14 protein-coding genes are annotated in these 14,491 nt (G+C 59.8%); 7 read left to right on the top strand and 7 right to left on the bottom strand.

The annotated features are described in order from the left end of the window. From ACHPFG_RS10175 to fabB, 4 genes are all read left to right on the top strand, one after another. Positions 1 to 930, top strand: coding sequence for an ABC transporter substrate-binding protein (locus ACHPFG_RS10175; protein ID WP_431702280.1), 930 nt, complete (start codon positions 1 to 3; stop codon positions 928 to 930). Then, positions 927 to 2,828 carry an ATP-binding protein gene (locus ACHPFG_RS10170; RefSeq protein ID WP_431702279.1) on the top strand — a complete coding sequence of 634 codons (1,902 nt, stop codon included), beginning with the start codon at positions 927 to 929 and terminating at the stop codon, positions 2,826 to 2,828. The genes ACHPFG_RS10175 and ACHPFG_RS10170 overlap by 4 nt, the downstream gene beginning before the upstream one ends. A gap of 249 nt (positions 2,829 to 3,077) precedes the next feature. After that, positions 3,078 to 3,593: a 3-hydroxyacyl-[acyl-carrier-protein] dehydratase FabA gene (gene fabA / locus ACHPFG_RS10165; protein ID WP_003210552.1), complete on the top strand. Its 516-nt coding sequence runs from the start codon at positions 3,078 to 3,080 to the stop codon at positions 3,591 to 3,593. An 11-nt stretch (positions 3,594 to 3,604) separates the two neighbouring features. Beyond that, positions 3,605 to 4,825, top strand: coding sequence for a beta-ketoacyl-ACP synthase I (gene fabB, locus ACHPFG_RS10160; RefSeq protein ID WP_074844724.1), 1,221 nt, complete (start codon positions 3,605 to 3,607; stop codon positions 4,823 to 4,825). Between the two features lie 139 nt (positions 4,826 to 4,964). Here fabB and ACHPFG_RS10155 read toward each other — a convergent pair whose 3' ends face one another. Further along, positions 4,965 to 5,987, bottom strand: coding sequence for an amidohydrolase family protein (locus ACHPFG_RS10155; protein ID WP_431702278.1), 1,023 nt, complete (start codon positions 5,985 to 5,987; stop codon positions 4,965 to 4,967). 140 nt (positions 5,988 to 6,127) lie between these two features. On the opposite strand from ACHPFG_RS10155, the gene ACHPFG_RS10150 reads away from it, so the two are divergent. Next, on the top strand, positions 6,128 to 6,544 hold the full coding sequence (locus tag ACHPFG_RS10150; protein WP_092490338.1) for an OsmC family protein: 417 nt from the start codon (positions 6,128 to 6,130) through the stop codon (positions 6,542 to 6,544). Between the two features lie 64 nt (positions 6,545 to 6,608). Further along, positions 6,609 to 7,475: a pirin family protein gene (locus tag ACHPFG_RS10145; protein WP_431702277.1), complete on the top strand. Its 867-nt coding sequence runs from the start codon at positions 6,609 to 6,611 to the stop codon at positions 7,473 to 7,475. A gap of 98 nt (positions 7,476 to 7,573) precedes the next feature. Here the strand turns inward: ACHPFG_RS10145 and ACHPFG_RS10140 are convergent, their stop codons facing one another. From ACHPFG_RS10140 to ACHPFG_RS10125, 4 genes are all read right to left on the bottom strand, one after another. Next, entirely contained in the window at positions 7,574 to 8,302 is a 729-nt protein-coding gene (locus ACHPFG_RS10140; protein ID WP_431702276.1) for a dienelactone hydrolase family protein, read from the bottom strand. Between the two features lie 179 nt (positions 8,303 to 8,481). Further along, a complete protein-coding gene (htpG, locus tag ACHPFG_RS10135; RefSeq protein ID WP_431702275.1) occupies positions 8,482 to 10,386 on the bottom strand; it encodes a molecular chaperone HtpG in 1,905 nt (634 codons plus the stop codon). An 89-nt stretch (positions 10,387 to 10,475) separates the two neighbouring features. Then, positions 10,476 to 10,928 (bottom strand): PaaI family thioesterase, encoded by a 453-nt coding sequence (locus ACHPFG_RS10130; protein ID WP_090407082.1) that lies wholly within the window; start codon positions 10,926 to 10,928, stop codon positions 10,476 to 10,478. Further along, entirely contained in the window at positions 10,925 to 11,401 is a 477-nt protein-coding gene (locus ACHPFG_RS10125) for a PaaI family thioesterase (protein WP_431702274.1), read from the bottom strand. Before ACHPFG_RS10125 ends, ACHPFG_RS10130 begins: the two co-directional genes overlap by 4 nt. A gap of 158 nt (positions 11,402 to 11,559) precedes the next feature. On the opposite strand from ACHPFG_RS10125, the gene ACHPFG_RS10120 reads away from it, so the two are divergent. Continuing rightward, entirely contained in the window at positions 11,560 to 11,811 is a 252-nt protein-coding gene (locus ACHPFG_RS10120) for a hypothetical protein (protein ID WP_090407089.1), read from the top strand. A 94-nt stretch (positions 11,812 to 11,905) separates the two neighbouring features. On the opposite strand, the gene ACHPFG_RS10115 is transcribed toward ACHPFG_RS10120, so the two are convergent. After that, positions 11,906 to 12,643 carry a DUF599 domain-containing protein gene (locus ACHPFG_RS10115; protein ID WP_145338015.1) on the bottom strand — a complete coding sequence of 246 codons (738 nt, stop codon included), beginning with the start codon at positions 12,641 to 12,643 and terminating at the stop codon, positions 11,906 to 11,908. A gap of 143 nt (positions 12,644 to 12,786) precedes the next feature. After that, positions 12,787 to 14,100 carry a branched-chain amino acid transport system II carrier protein gene (gene brnQ, locus ACHPFG_RS10110; protein ID WP_431702273.1) on the bottom strand — a complete coding sequence of 438 codons (1,314 nt, stop codon included), beginning with the start codon at positions 14,098 to 14,100 and terminating at the stop codon, positions 12,787 to 12,789. Between the last annotated feature and the right edge of the window lie 391 nt (positions 14,101 to 14,491).

Raw genomic sequence — 14,491 nt, 5'->3', positions numbered from 1 at the left:
ATGAGCGACTCGTCACGGATGACCTTCTTCCTTATCTATAAGCTGCGGCGACTTGCCGTGCTGCTGGCCGGCCTGTGGCTGTGCGCACCGGCGTGGAGCGCCGAGATCCTGCTGACCGCCGCCGAAGACGGTGCTGGGGTGCAGGCCTTTACCCAGGCGCTGGCCCAGCAACGCCCCGAAGACCGCGTCACCTTCACCTCCCTCGCCGACTTGCCAGCACCAAGCCACCTGCCCGCCGGCACGCGTCTGATCCTGCTCGACCTGCCCGGCCTCGATTGGCGCCTGCGGGATACCCAAGGGCCGCCGACGCTGGTACTGCGCATCAGCCGGCTACAAGCCCATCAGCGCCCGGAGGCCTCACGGCACGCGCGGGTCAGCCTGTTGTGGAGCGACCCACCGCTGGAGCGGCAGTTGCGCCTGATCACCAGCGTCATGCCCCAGGCACGGCGCATCGGCGTGCTCTACGGTGTCGACAGTGAATTCCTGCTGCCCGAACTGCGCCAGCATGCAGCGGCCCTGGAATTGGAGATCGTGCCGCAGCGCTGGGACAACACTAACGACAGTCGTCCGCTGCAAACCCTGTTCAGGAACAGCGACGTGCTGCTCGGCCTCGATGACCCGCAGCTGTACAACCCGAAGACCGCGAAGAACCTGCTGCTGAGCAGCTATGCCCAGCAATTGCCGCTGTTCGGGCCCAATGCAGGGTTTGTGCGCGCCGGCAGCCTCGCCAGCACCTACAGCGACCAGGACGATTGGCTGGCGGTACTCGATCGTTTGCTGGACCAGTCGCCGGCCGGTTGGCCGCGCGCGCTGTACCCCGAACACTTCAAAGTCGTGGGCAACGCGCAGGTCGCACGCTCACTGGGCATCGAACAGGTGGACGAAACCAACGTCGCCGCCCGAATGGCCGAAGGAGAAAAACGCCCATGACCTTGCGTCGTCGTTGGGACATCAATACCCGCACCCAGCTCATCACCCTGGGCCCGGCGCTGTTGCTGACGTTGCTGTTGATCAGTTTCTTCACCTTCGTGCGTATCCAGGACCTGCGCCAGGAACTGGACCACACCGGCCAATTGATCGCCAACCAACTGGCACCGGCCACCGAATATGGGGTGATCTCGGGCAACAACGATGTGCTCGACAGCCTGCTGCGCGCCACGCTGGCCACGCCCCATGTGCGCTTCCTGGAGATTCAGGACAGCAGCGAAAATATCCTGGTGTACGTCGAGCAACCCTCGGAGAAGCACGACCGCGCGCTGTCGGTAAAAGTGTTCCAGGCGCCGATCCGCCTGCAGCATATCCAGCTGGGCAACGACTTTTTCCAGGACAACCTCAACGAACCCAAGGCCCCCCGCGCGGACTACCTGGGCCGGGTGATCGTCGGCATGTCCAATGACGCCTTCAGCCAGCGCCAGCAGGAGATCCTGTTCAAGGCCGGTATTCTCGCGCTGTTCGCCCTGCTGTTTACTTTCCTGCTCGCCCGGCGCCTGGCGGCGAGCCTGTCGCAACCGATCAGCGCCATGGGCAATGCGGTCAAGGCCATCCAGCAGGGCGACTACAAGACGCAGTTGCCGATTGTGGATGACTCGGAGCTGGGCGACCTGTCGCGGCATATCAACAACCTCGCCGAAGGCCTCAACCAGGCCAGCCGCGAACAACAGCAGGCCATGGCCCAGTTGATCCAGACCCGCGAAGAGGCCGAACGGGCCAACAACGCCAAGTCAGACTTCCTGGCCATGATGAGCCACGAACTGCGTACGCCGATGAACGGCGTACTGGGCATGCTGCAACTGCTGGAAACCACCGAAATGACCGAGGAACAGACCGAATACGCGGCGCTGGCCTCCGAATCCACCGAGCATTTGCTCAAGGTGATCAACGATATTCTCGACTTCTCGCGCATTGAACGCGCGGCCCTGGAGCTGGAACATATCCCCTTCAACCTGGCCGACCTGATCAACAGTTGCGCCCAGGCCTTCCAGCACAGCGCCCAGCAACGCGGGCTGGCGCTCAAGCTGCCGATCCCGCCCGGCATGGACACACTGCGGGTACAGGGCGATCCGACACGGATCCGCCAGATCCTGGTAAACCTGATCGGCAATGCCTTGAAGTTTACCGAACACGGCACCGTCAGCGTCGAGCCCCACTGGCAGGTGCTCGACCATGAGTTGGTGTGGTTTACCTGCACCGTGCGTGACAGCGGCATCGGGATTTCCGCCGAGCGCCTGGAATTGATGTTCGATGCGTTCCAGCAGGCCGACAGTTCCATTTCAAGACGTTACGGCGGTACCGGTCTCGGGTTGCCCATCGCCCGCACCCTCGCCGAACGCATGGGTGGCACCCTGCGCGCGCAGAGCGAGGAAGGCCGTGGCTCGGTGTTTACCCTGGAGATCCCCCTGGCCATCGACCAGCACAGCCAGCCGTCGATCGCCCTGGATGCCGAGGGCAAGCACAGCGCAGGCGAGGGTCGCCATGTGTTGCTGGTGGAGGACAACCCAGTCAACCGCACCGTGGTCGAAGCCATGCTGCGCAGCCTGGGCTTTGAAGTCAGCCTGGCCACCGATGGCGCCGAGGCGATCCGCAGTGCCGAGAGCCTGATTTTCACCGCGATCCTGATGGATTGTCGCTTGCCCTTGATCGACGGTTATGAAGCCACCCGGCAGATTCGCCAACTGCCCGGCTGCGCCGATCTGCCGATCATCGCCCTGACGGCCAACGCCTTGCAGGGCGACCGGGAAGCGTGCCTTGCGGCCGGAATGAACGATTACCTGGCAAAGCCGTTCAAACGCACGGATTTGCAGCAAATCCTGCAGCGCTGGGTGCAATAGCGACGCGCCATCAGCCAACTGCGACTGGCGTGAAAGACGAAAGTGCGGCAGTCTTAGGCACCCGAACGGGCCCCTAAACAGGCTCGGTTTAAAATTTCAGTGAACAAGTGTACATTCAGTGCCTTGCCGCTGTGACTTTCACTACAACGCAATAGTCTATGTGTAGGCTGCCGACATGAGGCATGAACGCTTCATTCGGTTCGGGAAGATTTGCCCTACCCTGCCGCATGGGATTATTGAGGAGCTCGCATGACCAAACAAAACGCCTTTACTCGGGAAGACCTGCTGCGCTGCAGTCGCGGTGAGCTGTTCGGCCCAGGTAACGCGCAACTGCCCGCCCCGAACATGCTGATGGTGGATCGCATCACCCATATCAGCGAAGAGGGTGGCAAGTACGGCAAAGGTGAATTGGTCGCCGAGCTGGATATCACCCCGGACCTGTGGTTCTTCGCCTGTCACTTCGAAGGTGACCCTGTCATGCCGGGCTGCCTGGGCCTCGACGCCATGTGGCAACTGGTCGGCTTCTACCTGGGTTGGCAAGGCCTGCCAGGCCGTGGCCGCGCCCTGGGTTCGGGCGAAGTGAAGTTCTTTGGCCAGGTCCTGCCGACCGCCAAGAAAGTCACCTACAACATTCAAATCAAGCGCGTCCTCAAGGGCAAGCTGAACCTGGCCATCGCCGACGGTTCGGTGACTGTCGACGGTCGCGAGATCTATACTGCCGAAGGCCTTCGGGTCGGCGTATTTACTTCCACTGACAACTTTTAAGGGTTATCCGCATGCGCCGCGTCGTTATCACTGGTCTGGGCATCGTTTCTTGCCTGGGCAATGACAAAGAGACCGTCACCGCTAACCTGCGTGCAAGTCGCCCTGGCATCCGCTTCAACCCGGAATATGCCGAAATGGGTCTGCGTAGCCAGGTTTCCGGCTCCATCGACCTGCCCCTCGAAGAACTGATCGATCGCAAGATCTATCGCTTCGTGGGCCACGCTGCCGCCTACGCCTACCTGGCCATGAAAGACGCCATCGCCGACTCCGGCCTGAGCGAAGACCAGGTATCGAACGTACGCACCGGCCTGATCGCCGGCTCCGGCGGCGCATCGACCCTCAACCAGATGGAAGCGCTGGACATCCTGCGCGAAAAAGGCGTGAAGCGCGTTGGCCCGTACCGTGTCACGCGGACCATGGGCAGCACCGTTTCGGCCTGCCTGGCCACGCCGTTCCAGATCAAGGGCGTGAACTACTCGATCTCCTCCGCATGCGCCACCAGTGCACACTGCATCGGCACCGCCGTTGAGCAGATCCAACTGGGCAAGCAGGACATCGTGTTCGCCGGCGGCGGTGAAGAAGAACATTGGAGCCAGTCGTTCCTGTTCGACGCCATGGGTGCCCTGTCCACCCAGTACAACGAAACCCCGGAAAAGGCCTCCCGCGCCTACGACGCCAAGCGTGACGGTTTCGTCATCGCCGGCGGTGGCGGCATGGTGGTGGTCGAGGAGCTGGAACACGCCCTGGCCCGTGGTGCCAAGATCTACGCGGAAATCGTCGGCTACGGCGCTACTTCCGATGGCTACGACATGGTTGCGCCAAGCGGTGAAGGCGCCATCCGCTGCATGCAGATGGCCATGTCCACCGTGGATACCCCGATCGACTACCTGAACACCCACGGCACTTCGACTCCGGTCGGCGACGCCAAGGAAATGGAAGGCGTGCGTGCGGTATTCGGCGACAAGGCTCCGAAAATCAGCTCCACCAAGAGCCTTTCCGGTCACTCCCTGGGCGCCGCCGGCGTTCACGAAGCGATCTACTGCCTGCTGATGATGGAAGGCAACTTCATGGCCGGCTCGGCCAACATCGACGAGATCGACCCGGTCGTCGCCGATATGCCGATCCTGACCAAGACGGTTGAAAACGTAAAAGTCGACACCGTGATGAGCAACAGCTTCGGCTTCGGTGGCACTAACGCCACCCTGGTGCTGAAACGCTGGCAGGGTAAGTAAGCCCCGCAGGTTGAGTAGATGAAAAAGCCCCGACTGGTTCGGGGCTTTTTTATGGGCGACTGGATGCCCCTCCCCTTGCAGCCGGTCTCCTGGAAGTTATCAGCGCTCCGCCGCATTGGCGTAAGACGAAAACGAAATATCAACGCGCACCCTCATCGCGACGAGGTTTAGGCAGGATGGCCAGGAAGTTGTCCCTCGCCACTTTATGGGCAACGTCTTCAGGCAATGCATCAAGGAACACATCAAAGCGGTGCATTTCCTTACCCAGCTTGTTGAAACGCCCGACGACGTCCGAACCCAGCATAAAGCGCTCCGGGAAGCGTTCCACCAGCGCTACCCACTCCGGCCGAGGCTTGCCCGCACCATCCAGTAAGTACGGCGTGAGCATGCTCCACGACAGGTCGATATACAGGTTGGGGTAAGCCTCGAGCATGCGGCTCAAGGTGGGCAGCAAAAAGTCCATCTGCACCTGGTGGCGGTGAATTTCCTTGCTGGTGCCCGCGTGGGCCCAGATAACGCGGGTGTGCGGATGGTTGCGCAGCGGCTCTTCGATTTCGGCCAAATACAGCGGGTTACGCTCGCGCTTGGAGGTGATGTTGGAGTGCAGCATCACCGGCAAGTCGTTTTCCGCCGCCAGATGATAGATGCGTGTCATGGCTTCGTTATTGGCGCGCGGGGTATCGCCCGATGTGAGGGCGGTAAGGTCGTCGTGACGGGTAAACACTTCACCGATGCCCTGCCACAGCCCCGGGTTGAGGTCGAGCATGCGCTGGATATGGGCATCCGAGTTCTTGTCGTTGGGGTTGAAGCCGGACAGAAACGGATGAAAGTGTTGGCGCTGTTCAGGTGTCAGTTTATTTACCGCTGCGGCAACAATCACGTCAGTGGCACTGTACCAATAGGCATCCGCGTCATCACCGGCGTAGTAGCGTGGGCGCTTGGGTTCGTCTTCGTGCCATTTCTTTGCGACGGGAATGCCGGAAATCATGACATGCTCGATGCGATTTTCTGCCATCGCCTTGAGCAACTTGTCCATCCCCGCCGTTTCCTGGAAGAAATCCACGTAATGCAGGTGCGCATCGCTGTAAGCATAGTCGCGAGCCTGTGCGACAAGGCTGCTGGCGGCGAGCAACAGGGCAAAACTCAGGCGGGTCCAGGGCACGGTACAACCTCGATAAGGGCGAATACCGGTAGACCTTGCGCGCCATACCGGGGTTCAGCCAGCAAAAAATGTGGAACACCCCAGTGCCAGCATGCTCTATAACTGCATGACCTTCATTCTGCCATCCCGTGAGGTTTGCCATGCCTGTTACCGTCAATACGCTGAACGCAGACAATTTCCGCCACAGCGTCAATATCAATAACCACGAGCTGTTTACCGACCTGCCCAAGAGCCTGGGTGGTGACGACTCGGCGCCCTCTCCCCATGATTATTTCGACGCCGCGCTTGCATCATGCAAGGCGCTGACCGTCAAGCTCTATGCCCAGAAAAAAGACATCCCGCTGACCGGTGTCACCGTGGAAGTCACCCACGACGCCACCGAAGAGCAAAAGGGCAAATACAAGCTCAACGTCAAGCTGACGCTCAAGGGCGTACTCACCGACGAACAGCGCGACGAGTTGCACCGTGTGGCCGATCGCTGCCCGGTACACAAGCTGATGACCACCGCCGAGGTCACCATTGAAACCCGCCTCTCTGAAGGCGCGTTCAGCCAATAGCGGCAACATCTCGTCGGGCGGGTTATGCTCAGCGCCATCTAACCCGCTCAGACTGGGACGCACCATGAACACCCTCACCGTGATCCGCCCACGCCCTGAAGATGTCGAAGGCCAACCCATCCTGCGCCCGCTGCCTTCGCGCGAATGCCGCAGCGTCGGGCCGTTCGTGTTCTTCGATCATATGCTGCCCACCCGTTATGCACCGGGGAGCGGCATGAATATCCGCCAGCACCCGCATATTGGCCTGTCCACCCTCACCTACTTGTTTGAAGGCGTACTGCAGCACAAGGACAGCCTGGGTTCCGACCAAGTGGTAGAGGCCGGGGACGTCAGTTGGATGACTGCCGGCAGCGCGATTGCCCATGTCGAGCGCACACCCGAGGCACTGAAGGCCAATGGTTTCACCCTGCATGGCCTGCAAGTGTGGCTGGCATCGCCCAAGGACCACGAAGAGGGGCCGGGGCATTACAGCCATCACCCTGCGGCGAGCCTGCCGGTGAGTGACAACCTGGGCGTGCGGATTCGCCTGATCGCCGGCAGTGGCTTCTGCCTCAAATCACCGGTGCCGGTGCTGTCGCCTACGTTGTACGCAGATGTGCACATGCAAACGGCCACGACCCTGCTGATTCCTGACGAGCACGAGGAACGCGCGGTGTATGTGCTGGAGGGTGAAGCACAGCTGGAGGGTGAGCGGCTTGAGGTGCACAGCCTGGTGGTATTGCCGGCTGGACAGGAGATGACTCTGTTCGCCGACAGCGATTGCCACGTGGTGGTGTTTGGTGGGGCACCACTGGATGGGCCGCGGCGGATCAACTGGAATTTTGTCGCTAGCGATCCGTTGAAGATCGAGCAGGCCAGGCAGCGCTGGGCCGATGGGGATTGGCCGACGGTGCCGGGTGAAACTGAAAGAATTGAGTTGCCTGTGAGATAGCTATCGGGGGCAAGCCCCCTCACACACTTGATTGGATTCACACGGTCAAAATGTGGGAGGGGCTTGCCCCCGATGAAACCGGAACAGGCGCTGAAGATTTAGCCCTTGAACACTTCGTCCAGCAAGTTATGCATCGACCGAAAAGCCCGCGCAGCGGTCTTCGCGTCGTACATCATCATGCCCGGCACATTGGCATCCGGGTCAGTGAAGGAATGCACCGCACCGCCGTAGCTCAGCAATTGCCAATCCACGCCCGCCGTGTTCATTTCAGCTTCGAACGCTGGCAGTTGCTCTTTCGGCACCAGCGGGTCGGAAGCCCCGTGCAGCACCAGCACTGAACCCTTGATGTTTTTCGCATCTGCCGGGTTCGGCGTGTCGAGGGTGCCGTGGAACGATACGGCAGCCTTCAATGGCGCACCGGTACGCGCCAGCTCCAGGGAGCAGCAACCGCCGAAGCAGAAACCAAAGGTGGCCAGCTTCGAGGTGTCCACTGCCGCTTCGGTCTGGCCCTGCAGCTGCTCAAGGGCAGCCTGCATGCGCTTGTTCAGCAACGGGCGATCATTCTTCAACGGCATCATTGCGGCACCGGCTTCATCGCTATTCGACGGGCGCACGGTTTGCCCGTAGAGGTCGGCGATCAGCACCACGTAGCCCTTGGCGGCAACGCTCTTGGCGATTTCTTCGGCACCCGCACTCACACCCATCCAGTTCGGCGCCATCAGCAGGCCGGGCAGCGGGTTCTTTTGGCTGGCATCGAACGCCAGGCGGCTTTCATAAGACTGGCCATCAATCTGATAGACCACGGAACGCACAGTAACTTGGCTCATCATTTACTCCAGTTGAAGATCACTAGAACGGAAATGGGCTGCAGGAGCGAGCTTGCTCGCGAAGAACCTCAACGATCACGCGGGCAACCTGACACCCAGCGCCGCCCACAGGTTTTTCGCGAGCAAGCTCGCTCCTACAAACGAAAAAACCCGCCGAAGCGGGTTTTTCTACAACGGTGTCAGATCGACAGTTCAACCAACAGCTTGTTCAGTCGGCGCACGTAGGCGGCCGGGTCCTTGAGGCTGTCGCCAGCGGCCAGGGCCGCCTGGTCGAAGAGGATGTGCGACAGGTCGCCAAACCGCTCTTCGCTCTGCTCGCCGTCGAGTTTCTCGATCAGCGGGTGAGCCGGGTTGAATTCGAAGATCGGCTTGGAGTCCGGGACCTTCTGGCCGCTGGCTTCGAGGATCTGGCGCATCTGCATGCCCAGGTCCTGCTCGCCAATGGCCAGGATCGCCGGGGAGTCGGTCAGACGGTGGGAAACCCGCACTTCGCTGACGGCATCGCCCAGGGACGCCTTGATCCGCTCAACCAGGCCTTCTTTGGCCTTGGCGACTTCTTCGGCTTCTTTCTTCTCTTCTTCGGAGTCCAGGTTACCCAGGTCCAGGTCGCCACGGGCTACGTCGACAAAGGATTTGCCGTCGAACTCGTTGAGGTAGCTCATCAGCCACTCATCGATACGGTCGGTCAGCAGCAGCACTTCGATGCCTTTCTTGCGGAAGACTTCCAGGTGCGGGCTGTTCTTGACCTGTGCGTAGGTTTCGCCGGTCAGGTAGTAAATCTTGTCCTGGCCTTCCTTGGCACGTGCCAGGTACTCGGCCAGGGAAACGACCTGTTCGCCATCGTCACCCAGGGTGGAAGCGAAACGCAGCAGGCCGGCGATTTTTTCCTTGTTGGCGAAATCTTCTGCCGGGCCTTCCTTCATAACCTGGCCGAAGTTTTTCCAGAAGCCCTTGTATTGCTCAGGCTCGTTCTTCGCCAGTTTTTCCAGCATGTCGAGTACGCGCTTGGTCAGCGCCGACTTCATGGAGTCGATGATCGGGTCTTTTTGCAGGATTTCCCGCGACACGTTCAGCGACAGGTCATTGGAGTCGACCACGCCCTTGATAAAGCGCAGGTACAGCGGCAGGAAGGACTCCGCCTGGTCCATCACGAACACGCGCTGCACGTACAGCTTCAGGCCTTTCGGCGCTTCACGCTGGTACAGGTCGAACGGCGCACGGCCCGGCACGTAAAGCAGCGAACTGTATTCCAGCTTGCCCTCGACCTTGTTATGGCTCCAGCTCAGCGGGTTTTCGTAGTCGTGACCGATGTGTTTGTAGAACTCCTGGTATTCCTCGTCCTTGATCTCGGTACGCGGACGGGTCCACAGGGCACTGGCGCGGTTGACGGTTTCCCATTCCTCGGCAGGCTTCTCTTCACCTTCGGCAGCGGCTTGTTCTTTCGGCAGCTCGATCGGCAAGGCGATATGGTCGGAGTACTTCTTGATGATATTGCGCAGGCGCCAGCCATCGGCGAATTCGTCTTCACCGGATTTGAGGTGCAGGACGATGCGAGTACCACGGTCAGCCTTGTCGATGGTGGCGATTTCAAATTCGCCCTCGCCTTTGGAAGCCCAATGCACGCCTTCGCTGGCGTCAAGGCCGGCACGACGGCTGAACACTTCAACCTTGTCGGCAACGATGAAGGCCGAGTAGAAGCCCACACCGAACTGGCCGATCAGGTGCGAATCTTTCTTCTGGTCGCCCGACAGGTTTTTCATGAAGTCGGCGGTGCCGGATTTGGCGATGGTCCCCAGGTGGGTGATCGCATCGTCGCGGCTCATGCCGATACCGTTATCTTCGAGGGTGACGGTATTGGCGTCTTTGTCGAAGCTCACACGGATTTTCAGTTCCGCACCACCTTCCAGCAGTTCAGGCTTGGACAGGGCTTCGAAACGTAATTTGTCGACAGCGTCAGAGGCGTTCGAGATCAATTCGCGAAGGAAGATTTCCTTGTTGGAATACAGCGAATGGATCATGAGGTGCAGCAGTTGCTTCACCTCGGTCTGGAAGCCCAGGGTTTCCTTTTGAGTTTCCACACTCATGGTCATCAAACTCCAATTGGATGGCAGTGGCCGCGCCCTTGAGGGTTGGCGGCGGGTTGTCATCAAAGTTGGGGGCTAAGACCAGGATTTCAAGGGCGGCTTCCTTCCTCGATCTTGAAATGCGCGCGAGCGGTGGCAATCGGTTCGGCAGCGGTGCTTTGCCAGGCGGTGATCGCGACATTCGCCACCCGTCGGCCCTGGCGCCACACCTGGCATTTGGCGTAAGTGTCGCGAAACTGGCCGGCGCGCAGGTAATCGAGCGAGAAATCGATGATTTTCGGGATACCCGGCGCTCCGGTAAACACCAACAGGTGCAACGCCGCTGCCAGCTCCATAAAGCCGGCAATCACCCCGCCGTGAAGCGCAGGTAATATGGGGTTACCAATATTGTCCTTGTGGGCCGGCAGGCGAAACAGCAATTCATCCCCCAGCCGGGTGCATTCGATACCGATCAGTTTGGCGTAGGGAATCAGGTCCAGCAGGGCCTCGTAGTTGCCTCGCTGATGGGCCTGTTCCAGGCGGGTCTTGAATCGATGTGTCATGCCTGCTCTCCCTTGATGGCGCTGCCCAATCCGTGGGTGCCCTTGAGACGCTTGCCCATGCGCATGAAGGTGCCCACCACATGGGCGATGGGTTGTGGCGGGTCGTCCTGGTAGGCAAAGCCACGCGTAAAGATCACGTCGGTGGTCACCCGGTAGCATTGGGCGAAACCATATACCGGCTTATGTGGCTCGGCGGGATGCATATAGTCGACACGCAGGTCCAGGGTCGGGCACACCTCGAACTCCGGCAGGACACACAGGGTGGCCATGCCGCAGGCAGTGTCCATTAAAGAGGTCAGCGCGCCACCATGGATCACGCCGGTCAGGGGATCTCCCACCAGTTGTGCGGCGTAGGGCATGACCAACGTGATGCCCTCCTCGCTGGCATGATGAGTGGTGATACCCAGCACCTGGCAATGGCGCAAGGCCGAGACAAAGCGCTTCGCGCGCTCTAACAAGGGATTTTCGGTCATTCGTTGCAGACTCTTATTAGTGTTGATGTGCGAAATAGACGGTACGCGCGAAAGTTCCTCTGAGACCGTTGTTTATATATCTGTGGAATAAAAGGAACTAATGCTGAACGCCCATGCTCGAAAGGCCAGTAGATATCTTCACTAAGGAGAAACACCCCATGCGTAAGACTTTAGCTATTTCCATGATGTTGGCCGCTGCCCTCGGTCTCGCTGCTTGCGACAAGAAATCCGAAGACAAAGCCCAAGATGCCGCAGCGCATTCTGAGCAAGCTCAAAAAGACATGGCGAAAGCTCAGGATAAAGTGAACGACGCAGCGAAAGAAAACGCCGATGCTGCCAAAGCTCAGGCTGAATCGAACGACGCCGCCGCAAAAGAAGCAGCACCTGCTACTCCTGCTACCGGTTCCTGATACCGCAGCATGAAATAGCTTCGCTGCAAAAAGAAAGCCCGCTTATATAGCGGGCTTTACTTTGTCTGCTGTTTTTAACCCACCGCGTCACGCATTAAATCTCCTCTTTGGCAGCCTCCGGCATCGGTGTATCCGTCTGCGTATACACCATCACTTGCAGGACGTCGGAATGAAACTCCCGACGATACAACACGAACACCACCCCGGCACTCATCAACATGAACAACCAGGGGCTGACGAACCACGCCAGCATGGTCATGCCGAAGTAATAAGAACGCAGGCCAAAGTTGAACTGGTTGGCGGCCATGGAGATCACTCGCGCCGCACGCAGGGCAAACGCCTTGCGCTCCTGTTCCGACACATGCCGCTCACCGATCATCGGCGCCGACCCTACCAGCACCGCGGCAAAGTTGTACTGGCGCATGCACCAACTGAAGGTGAAGAAGGCATAGACAAAGACCAGCGCCAGGCAGAGCAGCTTGATCTCCGACATGCCCTGGGAGGCCTGCTGCACCATGGGTATGTCGGCCAGCAATGACACCGCCCGCTCGGAGGCCCCCAGCACCGTGAGAATGCCGGCGAGGATGATCAAGGTGCTGGAGGCGAAGAATGAGGCATTACGCTCCAGGTTGCCGATCACGCTGGCGTCGGCAATCCGGTTGTCGCGCAGCAGCATGCGGCGCATCCAGTCCTCGCGATACAAATGCAGCACGCTGGCCAGGCAAGCAGTGTCTCGGGCTTTCCAGGTGGCATAACGGGTGTAGCCGCCCCAACACAGGACGAACCAGAGGGCAGCAAGCAGGTGGATCTGATTGGCTTCGACGAACGACATGCGGGTCCTTGCAGAAAGGAGATTGAAAAACTTTTTGCGTCTGTTCGACGTTAGCGCAAAGAAAAAGACACGGCCCGCCGCTCAAAAAAAATGCCTCGTATCGATTGATACGAGGCATTTCCGTACTGCATGAAACCCGCTTGTTATGCGATGGCTTCGCTGCGCTTACCCAGCATACGATCAATGACGATCGCCACACCCAGCGTCATCACCGACGGCACCAGCCACGCCAGGCCTTGCTCGCTCAGCGGCAGGTTCGCCAGCTGCGAAGGCATCCAGCCTGCCAGGCCTGCGCCCTTGAGCGCGTCGATGCAGCCAAAGATGAACGACACCAGCATCACCGGCCCGACGATACGGCCCTGCTCCTGCCAGAAGTCTTTGCAGAAGCTCAGGGCCACCAGCACGATGCACGGCGGGTAGATCGCGGTGAGTACCGGGATCGAGAACGCAATCAGCTTGGTCAGGCCCAGGTTCGACACGAACAGCGAGAACAGCGCCAGGATCACTACCAGAGTCTTGTAGGACAGCGGCAGGATTTTGCTGAAGTACTCGGCGCAAGCACAGGTCAGGCCGACCGCGGTGACCAGGCACGCGAGCGAAATCAACACCGCCAGGAAACCACTGCCCAGGGAGCCGAAGGTGTGTTGCACATAAGCGTGCAATACAGCCGCGCCATTGGCAGCGCCGGCAGCGACTTCATGACTGCCCGCCCCGAGGCGGAACAGACTGATGTACACCAGCGCCAAACCTACGCCGGCAATCAACCCGGCAATGATCGCGTAGCGGGTGATCAGCTTGGGCGATTCGACACCACGGGAACGGATCGCGTTGACGATCACAATGCCAAACACCAGCGCACCCAGGGTGTCCATGGTCAGGTAACCATTGATAAAGCCCTGGGAGAACGGTGCAGCAACGTATTCCGGGGTGGCGACACCCACCTCACCGGCCGGCAGGGCAAACGCGGCAATGCCGAGGATGGCCAGCGCGATGATCTTCAGCGGCGCCAGGAAGCGCCCCACGGTGTCCAGCAGTCGGCCTGGATACAGGGAGACAAAGAACACCACCAGAAAATACACCGAACTGTAGAGGAACAGCGCCAGCGGGCTTTCGCCGGTCAGCGGCGCCAGGCCCACTTCAAACGACACGGTCGCCGTACGCGGGGTGGCGAACAGCGGCCCTACCGCCAGATACGCCGCCGCCGCGAGCAGGCCACCGGCGATCTTGCCGATCGGACTGCTCAACGCGTCCATGCCGCCGCCGACCTTGGCCAGGGCGATCACGGTGACCACCGGCAGGCCGACCGCGGTGATCAGGAAGCCCAGCGCCGCCATCCAGACATGAGGCCCGGACTGCAAACCAACGATAGGCGGGAAGATGATGTTGCCGGCGCCCACGAACAGGGCGAAGGTCATGAAGCCCAACGCCAGGATGTCCTGGCTTTTCAACACTTTCATTTGAGGAAATACCACACTACTGAATCGGAATTTAGAGAGGGATTCCCTATGGATGAGGGAAATGCTGCCGGCCCTTATGGGCACCGACCGGTCTAGCGCGCGGCTTCCTTTTGGGAGGCGGACGCATAAAGAGGCGGCTAGCCTAACGAATTTGCGGGTCAAACGCACTGTTGGGGGGCGAACTGTCCGATAAGCGACATTTTTATGTCGCGTTTTTATATCTAAATTTTGAAATGCGATCGGATGTGGGAGCGGGCTTGCTCGCGAAAGCGGCGTGTCAGTCAGCTCACGAGTGGCTGATACACCGCTTTCGCGAGCAAGCCCGCTCCCACATTTTGATCTTCGCCAACTTCAGAATGCACAAAGGCCACCCGAAGGTGGCCTTTGCTGG

Origin of the sequence: Pseudomonas sp. BR20, from assembly GCF_050780135.1 — a bacterium.
Taxonomy (GTDB): domain Bacteria; phylum Pseudomonadota; class Gammaproteobacteria; order Pseudomonadales; family Pseudomonadaceae; genus Aquipseudomonas.
Note: the sequence above shows the minus strand (reverse complement) of the source record. Positions and strands in the feature narration are given on the sequence as shown.

Coding starts and splice junctions, on each gene's coding strand:
- fabB (WP_074844724.1), top strand. CDS start 3,605: ATGCGCCGCGTCGTTATCACTGGTCTGGGCATCGTTTCTTGCCTGGGC.
- fabA (WP_003210552.1), top strand. CDS start 3,078: ATGACCAAACAAAACGCCTTTACTCGGGAAGACCTGCTGCGCTGCAGT.
- ACHPFG_RS10125 (WP_431702274.1), bottom strand. CDS start 11,401: ATGACCGAAAATCCCTTGTTAGAGCGCGCGAAGCGCTTTGTCTCGGCC.
- ACHPFG_RS10120 (WP_090407089.1), top strand. CDS start 11,560: ATGCGTAAGACTTTAGCTATTTCCATGATGTTGGCCGCTGCCCTCGGT.
- ACHPFG_RS10175 (WP_431702280.1), top strand. CDS start 1: ATGAGCGACTCGTCACGGATGACCTTCTTCCTTATCTATAAGCTGCGG.
- brnQ (WP_431702273.1), bottom strand. CDS start 14,100: ATGAAAGTGTTGAAAAGCCAGGACATCCTGGCGTTGGGCTTCATGACC.
- ACHPFG_RS10115 (WP_145338015.1), bottom strand. CDS start 12,643: ATGTCGTTCGTCGAAGCCAATCAGATCCACCTGCTTGCTGCCCTCTGG.
- ACHPFG_RS10145 (WP_431702277.1), top strand. CDS start 6,609: ATGAACACCCTCACCGTGATCCGCCCACGCCCTGAAGATGTCGAAGGC.
- htpG (WP_431702275.1), bottom strand. CDS start 10,386: ATGAGTGTGGAAACTCAAAAGGAAACCCTGGGCTTCCAGACCGAGGTG.
- ACHPFG_RS10170 (WP_431702279.1), top strand. CDS start 927: ATGACCTTGCGTCGTCGTTGGGACATCAATACCCGCACCCAGCTCATC.
- ACHPFG_RS10140 (WP_431702276.1), bottom strand. CDS start 8,302: ATGAGCCAAGTTACTGTGCGTTCCGTGGTCTATCAGATTGATGGCCAG.
- ACHPFG_RS10150 (WP_092490338.1), top strand. CDS start 6,128: ATGCCTGTTACCGTCAATACGCTGAACGCAGACAATTTCCGCCACAGC.
- ACHPFG_RS10130 (WP_090407082.1), bottom strand. CDS start 10,928: ATGACACATCGATTCAAGACCCGCCTGGAACAGGCCCATCAGCGAGGC.